This is a genomic window from Lancefieldella parvula (assembly GCF_963547875.1).
GTDB classification, from domain to species: Bacteria; Actinomycetota; Coriobacteriia; order Coriobacteriales; family Atopobiaceae; genus Lancefieldella; species Lancefieldella parvula_D.
The window spans coordinates 91,625-107,525 of sequence record NZ_CAUUSI010000002.1; the positions used below are offsets into that span (position 1 = coordinate 91,625).

Sequence of the window (15,901 nt, forward strand, 5' to 3'; positions counted from 1 at the left end):
AATCTGCAAAAATTGGCGAGAAAAGCACACCTAAGGCTGATATTCTGCAGATTTAGAGAGAAATAACACACCTATGACAGAAAATATGTTAACTATCGACAGATTATTTGACTTTGGTGTGCTTGGGTTTCTCGATACATGCAGATTATCAGTTATAGGTGTGGTCAGAGCATTGAACGGAGCTATTTCCGACAGATTATCCGACATAGGTGTGCTAGAAGAGTTAACCAGATTCCACATCCAACAGAATATCCGTCTCTACGGTGCTTATACGTTTTTTAACTGTCGCAGGCTGCTGGTTTGGCGGTAAAAAACAAGAGGACCGATCTTCTCGGCCCTCTTGCTGGGTGATTTATGCGATTGTGACGTGCGGTTCGTTGTAAGCTGCGTGTGAACCTTCGGATAGCAGTAACTACAGACTCTCAAGGAAGCGATGTTGCGCGGCTCGTCCTTCTTCGTCCCATTTGAATACACCGGCGTCTTCAAGGACGTGCGAGAAGACAATACCAACCTCGTCATAGATATACTTTTTGAGCTGTTCGGACGAGAGGGAAGCGTTGCCCTTGCTGGATCCGTCACCCTGTTCAAGCAACTTGGCGTAAATCTGGCGCGCCCAGTCGGCGTGGGAGATTGTAGTAGAGTCCGTGGTCAACTGACCGTAGACGGCATTGGCTTTCTTGCCATTTGCCAGGCACTGCTCCATAACAGACTGAACTTTATTGAGCTCTGGCACAAGACGAGGCGGAAGCACTGCAAGTCCCATGACCTCGATGAGGCCGATATTTTCTTTCTTGATGTGATGATACTCGGCATGTGGATGGAAGATGCCAAGCGGATGCTTTTCGCTGGTAACGTTGCAGCGCAACGCAAGAAAGACCTCGTAAGTCTCATCTTCAAGCTTGCGAACAACAGGGGTAACCGTGTTGTGGAGCTCGCCGTCAGTTTCCGCATAAACAGAGACGGACTCGTCGGTATAGCTGCGCCATGCGGTGATGATAAACTCTGCAGCTTTGAGTGCTTCTTCTCGACTGGTAGAGGAGAGGCGAAGAACGGAGAGTGGCCACTTGAGAATTGCGCCTGCCACCTCGGGGAACTGCTTGAGCTCAAACTCTTCCGCAACTTCTGCGCGCATCATAGGGAACTCGTAACGTCCGCCCTGGTAGTGATCGTGCGAGAGGATCGATCCGCCCACAATGGGCAGGTCAGCGTTTGAACCAATGAAGTAGTGGGGGAACCTGTCCACAAAGTCAAAGAGGTTGACCAGCGCCTCGTGATCAATGTGCATAGGAATGTGATCCGAGTTCATGGCAATGCAGTGCTCGTTGAAATACGCATACGGACTGTACTGGAATCCCCAACGATGCTGGTTGAGCTCAATGGGGATGATGCGCAGGTTCTGCCTGGCAGGATGAGCACCTGCACTAGACGAAGCGCCGCGTCCAGAATAGCCCTCATTATCAAGGCAGAGCTGGCATGCGGGATACTTCTCGCCAGAAGTGTTTTGAGCCGTTTTAACTGCAGCGATTTCACGAGGGTCTTTTTCTGGCTTGGAGAGGTTGATGGTAATCTCTAAGTCTCCCCAGGTAGTTGGAGTAGTCCAGGTGATATTCCTGGCAATGGCGCTTCTTCTAACATAGCCTGCGTCGCAGCAGAGCGTGTAGAACCAGTCAGTTGCGGCACGAGGCTCCTCGGCAACGTACAGCTCATTGAAATGGCGTGCCACCTCGGAAGGTTTTGGCAGCAGAAGACCCATAACGCGCATGGCAAAAGAGTCTTCGCCGCTCTGGGTGTTCTCGGCCAGACCGTGAGCAACAGCTAAGCGGGCAAGCTCGGCAAGTGTCTGGTCAAGATCAAACGACGCCAGGTCAATCTTCTCCCAAGGCTTAACGGGAGCGGGCCCCTCGTACGAAAGCATGTCCAACAGCGCGTTATAGCACCAGGTCAAATCCTCAGTTTGAATAAGTCCGTGCTCGCATGCATACGCGACAAGCTGCTGAATGCACAGTGCGCTTTCATTGTCTGCTACAGCCATTGTGCACAAGCTCCCTGGTCAGAGATAGCGTAGTGGCGGCAAGCGCCTTCGCCAAACCACTGGTTCATTTGTGCGATAAAGGTCTCGACAAGGGCGAGAGGGACAAAGCACTGGATAGAGCCGCCAAAACCGCCGCCGTGAATGCGAACGGCGCCAGAACCTTTTAAGATGCTCTCGGCCAAGCCAAGGGCAAGCATAGCCGGCTGATATGAGCCAGAAGTGGAAACGTTCTGCAGGTACATACCGGAACTTGCGCCAGAAGCGTTGGTGAGTGCAATAAAGGACTCAATGTCAGAGTTCTGAAGATCTGCCCAGCGTTTGTCTACCAGGTCATTCTCGTACCAGTAGTGAATAGCGCGGAGAAGAGCGCGGTCTCCAAGATCTTCTCGCAGCTCATTGACGCGAGCTTGGAAGTCTTCAACGGGAACCTCAGAGAGGCGAGTCTTGCCAAAAGCCGCGGCAACTTTCTGCATCTCAACAGGTACAGCGGCATACTCATCAGTGAATGCAACGTGGTCGCAGCCAACATCAACAAGGCAGAGGGCGTAGCCGTAATCCTCAAAGTTAAGATCCAGCTTTTCTGCCTTGGGCTCTGCGGGGTCTTCAAAGTTCATGAAAGCAAGGCCGCCAAGGCAAACAGCCAGCTGGTCCATAAGACCGCACGGCTTACCAAAGTAAACGTTTTCTGTGTTCTGGCTCATTTGGGCAAGTTTAACAGCAGAAATCTCGCTGCCACCTTCCCAGAGAGCTTCCATTGCACGGCCGGCTGCAGCCTCAAACGCAGCAGAGGAAGAAAGTCCGCCACCACCAGGGACATTGCTAACTACTGCCATGTCAAAGCCGGATGGCTCAAAACCAAGTTTGACCAGGTTTGCTGCCATACCACGAACAATAGCCTTAGTGCTCAGATACTCAGCTTCGGTGGGCTCTAGATTTGTGTAGTCAACCTCAAAAGGATCATATCCCACGCTGGCTACACGAATAACGCCCAGGCTGTTAGGGGCGCAAATTGCATCAATAGCAACATCCAGGGCACCAGCGATGACATGACCGCCCTCGTGATCTGTGTGGTTTCCTGCAATCTCGGAGCGACCAGGCGCGTGTACCGCAAGATAGCGGTCAGCTTTTCCAAACATTTGCTCAAAGTGCTCTTTTGCGCGATTGAGCTGAGCTGTGGTTTTCTCGTCAAACGTGTGAGCCATGGTGTTCCTTTCCCTTTAGTGCTGTGAAGCTACAGGTACCTTAAAAGAATCGATAAACAATTTGCGAGCTGTAAGGCTGCTCAGGCGTGCAGGTAGGCTGAGGCCACTCTGCATGGTGAGCACAATCTGGATAAAACTCGCTCTCAAATGCAAAACCAGCGTGAGGCTTGTAAATAGCGCCGTCTTTTGCACGTGCCTCATCAAGCCAGTTGCCGGTATAAAGATGAGCACTGGGAGCGGTAATTTGAATCTCAAGCGATCGTCCGCTTTCTGATGTGGCGAGAAGGGCGGGGCGCAACTGACCGTTTTCATAGTTGTTAATAGCAAAGCAGTGATCATAACCGCGAGCAATTTTGAGCTGCTCATTATCTGCGTTAAGATCTTTGCCAATGGTCTTAGGTGTGCGGAAATCAAAAGGAGTTCCTGCAACAGCATCGATGGTTCCTGCAGAAACTGAGTCATCTCGTAGAGGCAGATATGAATCTGCTTGGATAGTAAGTTGGTGACCAAGAACATCACCAGAATCATGACCGTTGAGGTTAAAGTAGACATGGTTGGTCATGTTTACAAAAGTTGTAGCATCAGTTGTGCAGGTATACGTAAGATTTAGCGTTGACTGCGCGGCTTCTTCAACAAGCTTATAGGTTGCAGTAATATGACGGTTTCCTGGCAGTCCATATTCTCCATCTACCAGGTCAATGCTAAAGGTTACCGTATTATGCGCTTCATCAATTTCTGCCTGCCAAATGCGCTTATGGATACCAGCAACTAAATCAGTGTGCAGGTTATTTTGATTGTCTGGACCGTTGTTTTTAGGAAGGTGATAGACAACTCCATTAAGCGGAATCTCTGCTTTATCTGCGCGATTAGCAGAAGGTCCAATGGAGGCACCAAAGCAGGCAGGGTTATCTAAATACAAGTCAAACAAGCCGTAGCCAAGAACTACATCTGCTTGCGTTCCATAGATATCTGGTACAGAAATGCCAAGAATGGTTGCACCAAAATTACTCAATTTAACTGCTGAATGAGCGCCGCGAATAGTATAGGTAAGCGCAGCAGGGGAGTTAACAAAACTATCAAAAGGTCGAACATCAATCATCGGATACCTCCGAGATACCACTCATAGTGCATTACCCTTACTATGTTAACGTACTCATAACGAACTAACAGGAAATTATTAAGTTTTCAGTCAGTGGTATTTTTGCGGGGGCAAACGGTTAGAGCGCAGGTCAAAAGTCCTTCTCGCCGAACGGTTCTTTTTTTACCGTGAGCGTTTAATTTGCTGATAAATATGCAATTTTATCGCGTTATGTCAATCTGCCTGTTAGTATGAGTACGTAAACAAGCAGATAATCGGAGGAATTCGTGACTCGCTCGCATAGTTCTAGCTCAAATAAGCGCTCTGTTTCAATGGCTGATGTTGCACAGGTTGCTGGTGTTTCTCAGCAGACCGTTTCTCGTGTTGCTAATGGCGCTCAGAACGTCAGTAAGGCAACGCGAGAAAAAGTCCAGGCCGCAATGGAGTCCATGGGCTTTAGGCCAAGCTTTGCAGGCAGGTCGTTAAGGTCTGGTTCGTATCAATCGGTGGGACTCTGTTTGTACGACATTCGTGAGTTTGGTAACTTGGCAACCCTCGATGGCATTGTCTCTGCGGCTCGTGAGCATGAATATGCAATTACGATGATTGAGAAAGGCTCTGACGATGGCCTCTGCCTGCAGGACATTTCTCATCGTATGTCTAATCTTCCTGTTGACGGCATGATTATCAGCATGAGCCTTATGGCATCAGACTTTGAATCATTTGTACCGCAGCCGGGCCTTGGAACAGTGCTTCTTACCATGCACGAGCACCCTTACTGCACAACCGTTGACTCAGATCAGTACGGCTGCTCAAAGCTTGTCATTGATCACCTCTATGAGCTTGGTCATCGCAAGATCCGTTTTGTAGCAGGCCCTTCATACTCTATTGACTCGCAATTTCGCGAAAAAGGCTGGCGAGATGCCATGTCTGAGTATGGGCTAGAAACTGTTGAGCCTTTAGCTGGCGATTGGACCGCCAATAGTGGCTATGAAATTGGTAAAAAACTGCGAGAAACTCGTGATTTTACTGCAGTTTATGCAGCAAACGACCAGATGGCGCTAGGTATCATTGCGGCATTTGAAGAAGTGGGACTGAGCGTACCGGAAGACGTGAGCGTTGTTGGTGTTGACGACTCTCTTGAAGACTATCTGCCAAACTTCTCTTTGACCACCGTACGCTTTAATCTCCTAGAGCGCGGTCGCGTTGCTCTTGAGCATGCAATACGTGCATCTGAGGCGGGGTATGAGCCTGAAGCAATTAGAATTGCTCCAAAGCTTATTGTACGTACCACTACAGCGGCACCACAGAAGTAGAGAAGTCTCTTAAAAAGTCGGGTTTCTCGCCATAATCAGCTATACTGTTCAGGCAATAGTTGATTAGAGGAGTTGTATGTCTGAGTCACCAAATAAAGAATTAGGCTGGTCAGTTCAGGTTTCCTTGGATACGCACGAGATTCGTGCAGGAGAGACTGTAACTGCTACTCCTAAGATTATTGGTGCAGACCCTGAGGACTTTAAATTTCACTATGTGTGGAGTTTGAACGACCGTTGGGATGAGGGTTTTTGGGATACCACAGAGCATCAATTTGGTGATTCAATTCCTAATACGTCGTGGACATATACCTTCCCAGAGCCTGGTCGCTATCATCTTTACATTGATGCATTTGACACGCACAACAACCCTCAGACAGTTACTGCCTGGGTAGTTGTTGCTGGCGATGACGATTTTATGCGTCCACCGCTTCCATCTGAAGACGCAGAGACCGTTGTTGCGGTAAACGGCGTTTCGGAGATCTTTAACATTGCCTCTGAGCAGTTCAACTCTTTGAAAGAGTATTTTATTGCCTTTGCACGCGGCGAGGTTGCTTTTAAGGAGTTCAAGGCTCTTGATGACATCTCATTTGAAGTAAAGCGTGGCGAGGCTTTTGGCCTGGTGGGCACCAACGGCTCTGGCAAGTCTACCATGCTCAAAATCATTGCGGGCGTACTTGAGCCTTCTAAGGGAACTTGTGAGGTTAAAGGTACTATTGCGCCTCTTATTGAGCTTGGTGCTGGCTTTGACATGGAGCTTACCGCTAAAGAGAATATCTACCTCAATGGCGCTCTTCTTGGTTACAAGAAGGAGTTTATTGACTCGCACTTTGACCAGATTGTAGAGTTTGCTGAGCTTGAGGGCTTTATGGACATGCCACTCAAGAACTACTCCTCTGGTATGGTGGCACGTATTGCCTTTGCAATTGCAACCGTTACAGAACCTGACCTGCTCATTGTTGATGAGACGCTCTCGGTGGGAGACTTCCTTTTCCAGCAAAAGTGCGAGAACCGCATCAAAGAGTTGGTCGCTTCTAATAACGTTACCGTTCTTCTGGTTTCTCACTCCATTGACCTGGTTCAGCGCATTTGTGACCGTGCTATTTGGATTGAGAAGGGCAAGCAGCGCATGCTGGGTCCTGTGGATGAAGTTTGTGAAGCTTACGAGCACCTCAAGAGATAATTAAAATTCCTAACCAAAAGTTAGGGTCTGTACGAGTACAATATGTGTGTCTTTAAATGTGGTACGAGATACCCGTAAGGCTCATAGTCATAGTTTTGCCTTTTGGATACCTTGTGCCTGGTTAGGTGAGGTATCTTTTTTATTGGAGGCGCTATGGCTCAAGAAGGTTCGCACTCTCTCATTGTGGATGAGCAGTCCCTTGACCGCATGCTTACACGAATTGCTCACGAAATTGTCGAGAATAACGATGCAATTGAAAACGTTGCTTTGGTGGGCATTATTCGCCGTGGAGAGGTTTTGGCTTCTCGTCTTGCGGAAAAGATTTTGAGTTTTACCGGATTTAAGCCAAAAGTTGGCTCACTTGATATCAGTTTTTATCGCGATGATTTTAGAAGAAATACTGCACCGGTTCTCCACGCAACTAATATCGATTTTGATATTACAGGCACAAGCGTTGTGCTGGTAGACGATGTTCTTCAGACAGGAAGAACTATCAGAGCAGCACTCGATGCCCTCATTGACTATGGCCGTCCTGAGCGCGTTCAGCTAGCAGTTGTTGTTGACCGTGGTCATCGCGAGCTTCCTATTAGACCTGACTATGTGGGAAAAAATGTTCCTTCATCAAAGAGCCAGGTAGTCAGCTTAAATGTTAAAGAAATTGATGGTCAGGACTGCGTCTTGCTGTACGAAGCTGACTATTCTGACCCCTTTATTGAGGGAGGAAACTAATGCTTTCAGTTAAACATTTGATTGATACAAACAGCCTGACGCGTGACGATATCCAGCAGATTCTTGATACAGCTCAGTCGTTTGAAGCTGTAAATAACAGAGACATTAAAAAGGTGCCGGCACTTCGTGGGCGCACCATTGTTAACCTGTTCTTAGAGCCTTCTACCAGGACTCGCTCTTCATTTGAGCTTGCCGAGAAACGCCTCTCGGCTGACGCTTTAAATATGGGAGGATCTACTTCATCTGTGGTTAAGGGAGAGTCTCTGGCAGATACCATTCAGACTATCGACGCTATGAACGTTGATATGTTTATCTGCCGTGCAAGACTTGCAGGTACACCGCAGAAGATTACTGAGCACACTGATGCCGTTGTCATCAACGCTGGTGACGGCAAGCATCAGCACCCCACTCAGGCCATGCTTGACCTTTATACCATTCGCAAGAACTTTGGACACCTTGATGGCCTTAAAGTTGCCATTGTTGGCGACCTTTCTCACAGTCGCGTTGTTGGTTCTTTGGTGCCAGCACTCAAGACTATGGGCGCAGAGGTTGTTCTAGTTGGACCTCCAACATTCCACGTAGACGATCCAAGCTGGTTTGGCTGCTATCAGACCTCACACTTTGATGAGGTCATTGGTGATGTTGACGTCGTGTACATGCTCCGCGTGCAGCTGGAGCGTATGGAAGGAGCTCCTATTCCTTCTCGCCGTGAGTACAACAGGCTTTGGGGCCTTGACGAGCGCCGCAGTAAGCTGATGAAGCCCGAAGCAATCATCTGCCACCCAGGTCCTATGAACCGTGGCATGGAAATTAACAGCGAGGTGGCCGATTGCGCTCGCTCTCGTATTCTTGACCAGGTCAATGCAGGCGTTTTGACGCGCATGGCCGCAATGTATTTGCTTCTGGGAGGAGACTCTGATGGCATTTCTGCTTAAGGGCGCGCGTGTTGTAGACCCGCAGCTTAATCTTGACGCGGTAATGGACGTCCGTATTGACGGAGAAACCATTGCTGAAGTTGCAGCTACGGTTAAGCCTCAAGAGGGTGATACCGTCATTGATGCAAAGGGCAAGGTGCTTACCCCTGGCCTTGTTGATATGCACGTTCACTTTAGAGATCCTGGCTTTGAATACAAAGAGACCATTGAGACGGGCTCTAGGGCTGCGGTTCATGGTGGCTTTACTGATGTTGCTACTATGCCTAACACCAATCCTGTTACCGATAACGGGCCTGCTGTTCGCTTCCAGATTGATCGTGGCAATGAGGTTGGTCTCATTCACGTCCGTCCTATGGGTGCTCTAACCAAGGGTTCTAAGGGACAGGAGCTTGCTGAGATTGGCAACATGGTTGACGAGGGAGCATCTGCATTCTCTGACGACGGCCACGGTGTTCAAAGCGCTGGTATGATGCGCACGGTAATGGAGTACGTCTCCCAGTTTGACCGCGTTGTTGCTGCTCACTGTGAGATTGAGTCCATCAGTGCTGGTGGCGTTGTTAACGAGGGTCGCGCAAGCACGCGCCTTGGCATGTTTGGCTGGCCAGTACTTGGCGAGGAGCTGGAGATTTCCAGAGACATTGATCTTTGCCGCCTTACCGGCTGTCCTCTGCACATCTGCCACATTTCAACGGGCAGGGGAGCAGAGCTGGTACGTGCAGCTAAGAAGGAGGGTTTGCCTGTTACTGCAGAGGTTTGCCCTCACCACCTCTTCTTGTCTGAAGATGACATTACCGATACGTATAACACCAATCTTAAGATGAATCCACCGCTCAGAACTGCTGAGGATGCGCTCGCTCTTCAGGCAGCGGTTGCAGACGGTACAGTTGACTGTATTGTTACCGATCATGCACCTCATGCAGCTCATGAGAAGGACTGTGAGTGGGAAATCTCTTACTTTGGCTGCATTGGCCTTGAGACCTCGCTGCCTTTGATGGTTACCAATATGGTGCGCACCAATAAGCTTTCTTACACTGGTCTTGTTCGCGCAATGGCCGTTAATCCTCGTCGTATTCTGCGTCTTGAGCCTGTTAAGATTGCTGCAGGTTACAAGGCTGACCTGACCCTTTTTGACCCAGAAAAGAAGGTTCAGATTACGACAGAGTATTTTGAGAGCAAGTCCAAGAACTCCGCCTTCATTGGCGCTGAGCTCTATGGTGTTGCAACAGATGTGTTTGTTGATGGCAAGCGAGTTCTTGTCAATGAAGTAGTTGTTCCTGGAGGGGAAAAGTAATGCCACTACGTGGAAATGTACAGGTATTTGACTTTACGGTTTTGAGTAATACCCAGGTTGCCCAGAATCTGTATAGAGCCCAGCTCAAGGTACCAGGTCTTTGTAAGTCTCTAGCGCCTGGTCAGTTTGTAAACGTTAATGTTCCAGGCGATAAGCGCCACATTCTTCGCATCCCACTGTCCTTCTCGCTAGCTGATAAAGCAACCGATACGCTCGAGCTTATCTACGCAACGGTAGGCGAGGGTACACGCAGGCTTTCTCAGATGAAGCCTGGTGACGCTAGTGACATGACTGCTCCTTGCGGCCGCCCCTGGCGCCTTAACGCCTCTAGCAAGAGAAGCGTCCTGGTAGCAGGAGGTGTGGGTATCACACCAATTATCGCTGCAGCGCGCAAGCTTACAGAGCTGGGTGTTGAGTTTGACGCGGTCATTGGCGCACAAACTGCCGAGAAACTCTTTGGAGAAGAAGATCTTCTCGCCTTGGGCGCACAGAACGTGTACGTCACAACGGATGACGGTTCTAAGGGTACTAAGGGCTTTGTAACAGCAGCTTTGGAGGAACCTCTAAGTCAAGGTGTTTGGGACGCTGTGTATACCTGCGGTCCAGAGCCTATGATGAGAAGCGTGGCCAAGCTTGCAATTGCCAACAACGTTGCTTGCCAGGTTTCTATGGAGCGTATGATGAGCTGCGCCTTTGGCGCATGCAACACCTGCAATGTCCCACTTGCTAAGGGCGGCTATGCGTCTGCTTGCATGGTTGGACCTGTTTTTGAGGCAAAGGAGATCGCATGGTAGATCAGGTAAAAATGGCCGTTAATCTGGGCGGTATCCAGATGAAAAACCCTATCAACACTGCTGCGGGTACCTTTGGCTACGGTTGGCAGTTTGAGGGTTTCTACGACGTTTCTCTGCTTGGCGCCATCACTATGAAGGGTGTTGCTCGCGTTCCTTGGGAAGGAAACCCAGCTCCTCGTATGTGCGAGCTCAACGGCGGCATGATGAACAGCGTTGGCCTTGCCAATCCTGGAGTGGACGATTTTATCGCCCACACTGATGACTACATGAAAGATCTTGAGGGTCGTGGCACACGCGTTATCATGCAGATGGCAGCACACTCCGTGCAGGAGATGATTGACGTTGTCGAGCGCCTTGAAGAGCTTAATCCACACATCTCAGCTATTGAGCTTAACGTGAGTTGTCCAAATCTTGAGAAGGGCGGTAAGCCCCTCGGTGGTACTCCAGACCAGGCTACAGAGATTATGAAGGCAGTTCGTCCTCTGACAAAGCTGCCCATTCTGGTTAAGATGGCCCCCGTCAACGTTGCCGAGATTGGTAAGGCTTTTGAGGCTGAAGGCGCTGATGGTCTAACGCTCATCAACTCTATTCCAGGCATGTCAATTAACGTCCACACCAGAAAGAGCAGGCTCTCTAAGCCAACTGGCGGCCTCAGTGGTCCTCTCTGCCATAATGCTGCTGTTCGCATGGTTTGGGAGTGCGCAAGTGCGGTTTCTATTCCTATTTGCGGCGTTGGTGGCGTAGAAACGGGCGAGGATGCTGCAGAGTTTATCCTTGCGGGAGCTACGGCTGTCTCGGTGGGTTCTGCAAACCTTTATGACCCAATGTGTGCTCCACGTATTCTGAACGAGCTTACTGACTGGGCAAAGTCTCAGGGAGTATCTGACATCCACGAGCTGATTGGAGCTGTTGAATGCTAACAGACGAGCAGGCACGCGACGCCGTTATTGTTGCGCTTGATTGCACAAGAGAAAGAGCTCTGGAGCTCACCGATCTTCTCGCCGGCCATGCACGCTGGGTTAAGGTTGGCATGACGCTTTTTTATCGCTACGGACCCTCGATGGTAGATGAGATGCACGCTCGCGGTTTCAAGGTGTTTCTTGACCTTAAGGTGCACGACATTCCATTCCAGGTCAAAGGCGCTGTCCACTCTGCATCGCTTTCTGGTGCAGACATCTTATCTATCCATGGCCTGGGAACCGCTCAGATGATCTCTGCTGGTCGCGAGGGTGCAGAAGAGGCTGCAGCAGAGCGTGGCGTTGATGAGTCTGGCCGCACCAAACTGGTGGCTATCTCTGTGCTTACCAGCATGGATGAGGATGCGCTTCACTCCATTGGCGTAGACGGATCTATTAAGGATGAAGTTGCTCGTTTGGCGTCTCTTTCTTATTACGCTGGTGCCGATGGAATTGTCTGCTCGCCTCAGGAAGCACAGGAGATGAGAGAGCTTTTGGGACCAAATGCGCTCATCGTGACCCCCGGAGTACGTCCAGAAGGTGCCGAGAAGGGCGATCAGGTCAGAATTTCCACACCTTCAGCTGCAATTAAGGCTGGAGCAAGCAAATTGGTAGTTGGTAGGCCAATTACCTGCGCAAACAATCCAGTCGAAGCATTTGAATCCATCATTTCTGAGCTCAAAAATTAACGGAAATTGTTGGAATTGTGATGAACAGGTGGTTTTTGATGCGGAAATATTAAAAAACCCCTTGTAAATAACGTGTTATGTGGCAAACTATTTTGCTGAAGTGCAAAAGGCACATTAAATTGAGTTTCGTATATGAAGTACGAAAACGATGTTTGGAGGAACAATGGCTCTACCTACACTTACCGATGAGCAGCGCAAGGCAGCACTTGAGAAGGCAGCTCAGGCTCGTCACGCTCGTGCAGAGCTTCGCGAGAAGGTTAAGACTGGTAAGGTCTCCCTTAAAGAGGTCCTTGATTCTACCGATCCTATTGCTGAGCGTATGAAGGTTTCCGCTCTTATCGAGTCCCTTCCTGGCTATGGCAAGGCAAAGGCAGCAAAGATTATGGACGAGCTCGGAATTTCCGCAACTCGCCGCGTTAAGGGCCTTGGCGCTCGTCAGCGTGAGCAGCTCCTCGAGGCACTGACCAAGTAGTGGCTCGTTCAGCCAAACTTTTTGTAGTATCTGGACCGTCAGGTGTAGGAAAAGGAACGCTTGTCTCTCTGTTGAGGGACAAGCGCCCAAACCTAGGCCTGACGGTTTCGGCTACTACGCGCTCTCCACGACCAGGAGAAGTCGATGGAGTTGCGTATTATTTTCTCTCCGATGAAGAATTTAAAAAGCGCGTTGATGCTGGTGAATTCCTTGAGTGGGCTCATGTTCATGGCCATTGCTATGGCACGCTCAAATCCGAGGTTGATCGCCTGATTTCTGCAGGTCAGTCTGTTGTTCTAGAGATTGACGTTCAGGGTGGACTTATGGTCCACAAACAATATCCCAACGCCATTCTCGTCTTTATTAAGCCACCTTCATTTGAAGAGCTTGAACAGCGTCTTAGAGGTCGCGGTACAGAAGACGAGAAGACCATTTTTACGAGACTTTCTAATGCGTCACGTGAAATGGAGTATGCAAACGACTATACTGTTTGCATTGTGAACGACAACCTTGAGACTGCTCTCAGCAAGCTCGAGGAAGTTTTTGATGACTATGAATCAGACGGAGGTCAGCTTTAATGTCTGTTATTAAGCCTGAGATTGACAGCCTGCTTCAGAAGACTGAGCAGAATCCATTCTTGCTTTGCTCTCTTGCTTCTAAGCGCGCTTGCGATATTAACAACATGCTTCACGGTCAGCACCTGCGTGTAACCGCTGTTCAGGATTTTGATGACATTACTACTGTTGCAAGTGGTAAAGATTCTGTCTCTATTGCTATGAAAGAGATTAACGACGGTACCCTTGGCTTTGTTAAAGAGTCTTTTGACGAAGCAATTAAGGGCGAGAACACCATCGTTTACTAAGAGTTATGACTGAAAGAGTATGTCTGGTTCACTACCACGAAATTGGTTTAAAGGGTAAGAACCGATCCACTTTTGAAAATCAGTTGGTAACAAATTTGCGACGAGCCCTCCGACACTTTCCAGTGGCGGGGGTTTCTCGCATTTCTGGCTACCTTCTTGTAGAAACCACTGATAAACAAGCAACTGAAGAGCTGCAACATGCCGTGGCCCAGGTTCCCGGTGTTGCTCGCGCTTCTTTGGCGTATCGCTGTGGCTTAGATGAGCAGGAGTTTTGTAACGCTGCCGTGAAGGCGCTGGGGGAGTCCGGTGACTTTACTACGTTCAAAGTGCATGCTCGTCGTTCCTCAACGGTTTATCCAAAGCATTCTATTGAGATTAACCAGCTTGTAGGCGCCGTACTTTGCGAGAATTTTCCTGATAAAAAAGTTCAGATGCATAATCCGGATATGACGGTCTATGTACATGTTGTTCAGGGCAACGCATATGTTTACGCTGCATCTATTCATGGTGTTGGTGGTCTTCCTGTTGGCACTGCAGGCAAAGTTGTATCGCTTCTTTCAAGCGGTATTGATTCGCCTGTTGCCACATGGATGGTTGGTCGTAGGGGAGCTACGGTTATTCCTGTTCACTTCTCTGGACGTCCCATGACTTCCGATACCAGTGAATATCTGTGCCAGGATATCATTGAGGCTCTTGAGCCTGCTGGTCTTATTGGCAGAATGTATGTTGTGCCCTTTGGCGAGCACCAGCGTGAGATTTCCCTTGCTGTTCCACAGGCTCTTCGTGTCATTATGTATCGTCGCGTGATGTACATCATTGCGCAGAAGATTGCAGAGCTTGAGGGCGCTAAAGCCCTGGTAACTGGCGAGTCACTTGGTCAAGTTGCTTCTCAGACGCTTGATAACATTGCTGCTGTCAACGAGGCAGTCACCATACCTGTTTTGAGGCCTCTGATTGGCTCTGACAAGCAAGAAATCATCCGTCGCGCCCAAGATATCAACACGTTTGATATCTCAACGCAGACGGCTCCTGATTGCTGCACATTGTTTATGCCTCGACGTCCTGAGACTCACGCAAGAATGCGAGAAGTTCTTGAAGCATGGAATTCCTTTGACCATGAAGCCATGATTGATGACCTTATGCAACATATTGAGTACATTGACTTTAGTCAGTGTCCTTCATATAAGCCACCTAAAAAGCTTGCTGCTCGTCATAAAGAACTTGCTCCTGCAGAGTTTATTGCTGACTAGGATATTTTTAAGTCTGAAGTATTTCTGCAGTTCAAAGGTTTTGATAGCTTTGCTCAGATACATTTTTAGAATCCGCCCCGTAAAAGGGCGGATTTTTTATGCGAGTGGTTTGATAATCTTATTTAGTGCAATTCTGTACTTGTTAGTTTGTGCAATATATCTGGTAACTGTTGATAACTGTGTCAGATTACCAGCAGTTTTAGGACAAAACTATTAGATGAATCTTTAAAAGTACCGCTTCTCATTAACCTAATAGTTGAATATAAATCTGAGGTGATTGTATGGCTCAGATTTCAAATAACCGCACTCAAGTAATTAATAAATTGATGAGAAGATTTAATCTATCTCAGCAACAACTCATAGCGGTTGCCGCTGTGGTTGTCCTAGCTATTGTGTCGGCAGTTGTATTAATTGGAATAATTTCTGCTGGAACATCAGAGTCTTTTGATAGATCGCATAATCAAGGAGACTCTACGCAAGGAGTGACTGTTGCAGAAAATCCACAACATACGGAAGAAGATAATGCTACAGATCAGCCAGGAGCTGATCATAAGATTAAAGAAGCTTCTCCTCAAATGATGGTTCATGTTGATGGAGCTGTTAAGTCACCAGGACTTTACGCTCTACAAATGGCAAACCCACGCGTGAATGATGCTATTCAAATAGCAGGAGGTTTAACTGAAGATGCAAACGGGCAAGGGATTAATCTAGCGGCTCCTGTTGAAGATGGTCAAAAAATATATATTCCTAAAAAGGGAGAAGAGCCGCCACCAGAGATTCCACAGCCAGAGCAAAACAAAGCCACAAGCAATAAGCAAACAAATACGAAGAGAGATAAAAAGACAGTTGTAGATATTAATCGAGCAACTGTAGAAGAATTAACCAAGCTTCAAGGTGTGGGAGAAGGGCTAGCTCAGCGAATTGTTGCAGACAGACAAAAGAACGGACCTTTTAAAACAACTGAAGATTTGATGCGTGTTTCTGGAATTGGCCAGAAAAAGTTTGATCAGCTCAAGGACAATATTCGTGTCTAAGGTGATAGAACAACCCACTAGGCCTTTTATTCCGTATAGCCTTTGTATCTTGCTATTTGTTTGTGTATGGCTGCAAGTTTT

Annotated in this window: 16 protein-coding genes; 13 read left to right on the plus strand and 3 right to left on the minus strand. The window is 48.4% G+C overall.

Annotation, left to right across the window (positions count from 1 at the left end; all coding sequences use genetic code 11):
* Positions 1 to 412: 412 nt before the first annotated feature.
* Genes RWJ96_RS01975 through RWJ96_RS01985 form a run of 3 tightly spaced genes read right to left on the minus strand, consistent with a single transcriptional unit; the run spans position 413 to position 4,333 of the window.
* The gene (locus tag RWJ96_RS01975) at positions 413 to 2,032 is read right to left on the minus strand and encodes a UDP-glucose--hexose-1-phosphate uridylyltransferase (protein WP_314018658.1); all 1,620 of its coding nucleotides are present in this window, start codon (positions 2,030 to 2,032) and stop codon (positions 413 to 415) included.
* Positions 2,023 to 3,234 carry a galactokinase family protein gene (locus tag RWJ96_RS01980; RefSeq protein WP_314018660.1) on the minus strand — a complete coding sequence of 404 codons (1,212 nt, stop codon included), beginning with the start codon at positions 3,232 to 3,234 and terminating at the stop codon, positions 2,023 to 2,025. The genes RWJ96_RS01975 and RWJ96_RS01980 overlap by 10 nt, the downstream gene beginning before the upstream one ends.
* A gap of 40 nt (positions 3,235 to 3,274) precedes the next feature.
* Positions 3,275 to 4,333 (minus strand): aldose epimerase family protein, encoded by a 1,059-nt coding sequence (locus tag RWJ96_RS01985; protein ID WP_314018661.1) that lies wholly within the window; start codon positions 4,331 to 4,333, stop codon positions 3,275 to 3,277.
* Positions 4,334 to 4,599: 266 nt separating this feature from the next.
* Between RWJ96_RS01985 and RWJ96_RS01990 the strand changes: the two genes are divergently transcribed.
* The 13 genes from RWJ96_RS01990 (at position 4,600) to RWJ96_RS02050 (ending at position 15,820) form a co-directional block, all read left to right on the plus strand.
* Positions 4,600 to 5,628 carry a LacI family DNA-binding transcriptional regulator gene (locus RWJ96_RS01990; RefSeq protein ID WP_314018662.1) on the plus strand — a complete coding sequence of 343 codons (1,029 nt, stop codon included), beginning with the start codon at positions 4,600 to 4,602 and terminating at the stop codon, positions 5,626 to 5,628.
* 76 nt (positions 5,629 to 5,704) lie between these two features.
* Positions 5,705 to 6,808 carry an ATP-binding cassette domain-containing protein gene (locus tag RWJ96_RS01995; RefSeq protein ID WP_396427208.1) on the plus strand — a complete coding sequence of 368 codons (1,104 nt, stop codon included), beginning with the start codon at positions 5,705 to 5,707 and terminating at the stop codon, positions 6,806 to 6,808.
* Positions 6,809 to 6,961: 153 nt separating this feature from the next.
* Positions 6,962 to 7,537 carry a bifunctional pyr operon transcriptional regulator/uracil phosphoribosyltransferase PyrR gene (gene pyrR / locus RWJ96_RS02000; protein ID WP_314018664.1) on the plus strand — a complete coding sequence of 192 codons (576 nt, stop codon included), beginning with the start codon at positions 6,962 to 6,964 and terminating at the stop codon, positions 7,535 to 7,537.
* Entirely contained in the window at positions 7,537 to 8,472 is a 936-nt protein-coding gene (locus tag RWJ96_RS02005) for an aspartate carbamoyltransferase catalytic subunit (protein WP_035427676.1), read from the plus strand. The genes pyrR and RWJ96_RS02005 overlap by 1 nt, the downstream gene beginning before the upstream one ends.
* Positions 8,456 to 9,763 (plus strand): dihydroorotase, encoded by a 1,308-nt coding sequence (locus RWJ96_RS02010; protein WP_314018666.1) that lies wholly within the window; start codon positions 8,456 to 8,458, stop codon positions 9,761 to 9,763. Before RWJ96_RS02005 ends, RWJ96_RS02010 begins: the two co-directional genes overlap by 17 nt.
* The gene (locus RWJ96_RS02015; RefSeq protein WP_035427674.1) at positions 9,763 to 10,557 is read left to right on the plus strand and encodes a dihydroorotate dehydrogenase electron transfer subunit; all 795 of its coding nucleotides are present in this window, start codon (positions 9,763 to 9,765) and stop codon (positions 10,555 to 10,557) included. Before RWJ96_RS02010 ends, RWJ96_RS02015 begins: the two co-directional genes overlap by 1 nt.
* On the plus strand, positions 10,551 to 11,477 hold the full coding sequence (locus RWJ96_RS02020) for a dihydroorotate dehydrogenase (protein WP_035427672.1): 927 nt from the start codon (positions 10,551 to 10,553) through the stop codon (positions 11,475 to 11,477). The genes RWJ96_RS02015 and RWJ96_RS02020 overlap by 7 nt, the downstream gene beginning before the upstream one ends.
* Positions 11,471 to 12,202 carry an orotidine-5'-phosphate decarboxylase gene (pyrF, locus tag RWJ96_RS02025; RefSeq protein ID WP_314018668.1) on the plus strand — a complete coding sequence of 244 codons (732 nt, stop codon included), beginning with the start codon at positions 11,471 to 11,473 and terminating at the stop codon, positions 12,200 to 12,202. Before RWJ96_RS02020 ends, pyrF begins: the two co-directional genes overlap by 7 nt.
* Before the next feature lie 163 nt (positions 12,203 to 12,365).
* A complete protein-coding gene (gene mihF / locus RWJ96_RS02030; protein ID WP_012808895.1) occupies positions 12,366 to 12,674 on the plus strand; it encodes an integration host factor, actinobacterial type in 309 nt (102 codons plus the stop codon).
* Entirely contained in the window at positions 12,674 to 13,252 is a 579-nt protein-coding gene (gene gmk, locus RWJ96_RS02035) for a guanylate kinase (protein WP_314018669.1), read from the plus strand. Before mihF ends, gmk begins: the two co-directional genes overlap by 1 nt.
* Positions 13,252 to 13,536 carry a DNA-directed RNA polymerase subunit omega gene (locus tag RWJ96_RS02040; protein ID WP_314018670.1) on the plus strand — a complete coding sequence of 95 codons (285 nt, stop codon included), beginning with the start codon at positions 13,252 to 13,254 and terminating at the stop codon, positions 13,534 to 13,536. The genes gmk and RWJ96_RS02040 overlap by 1 nt, the downstream gene beginning before the upstream one ends.
* A gap of 5 nt (positions 13,537 to 13,541) precedes the next feature.
* A complete protein-coding gene (gene thiI, locus RWJ96_RS02045; RefSeq protein WP_314018671.1) occupies positions 13,542 to 14,786 on the plus strand; it encodes a tRNA uracil 4-sulfurtransferase ThiI in 1,245 nt (414 codons plus the stop codon).
* Positions 14,787 to 15,067: 281 nt separating this feature from the next.
* The gene (locus RWJ96_RS02050; protein WP_051485229.1) at positions 15,068 to 15,820 is read left to right on the plus strand and encodes a ComEA family DNA-binding protein; all 753 of its coding nucleotides are present in this window, start codon (positions 15,068 to 15,070) and stop codon (positions 15,818 to 15,820) included.
* Positions 15,821 to 15,901: the final 81 nt, after the last annotated feature.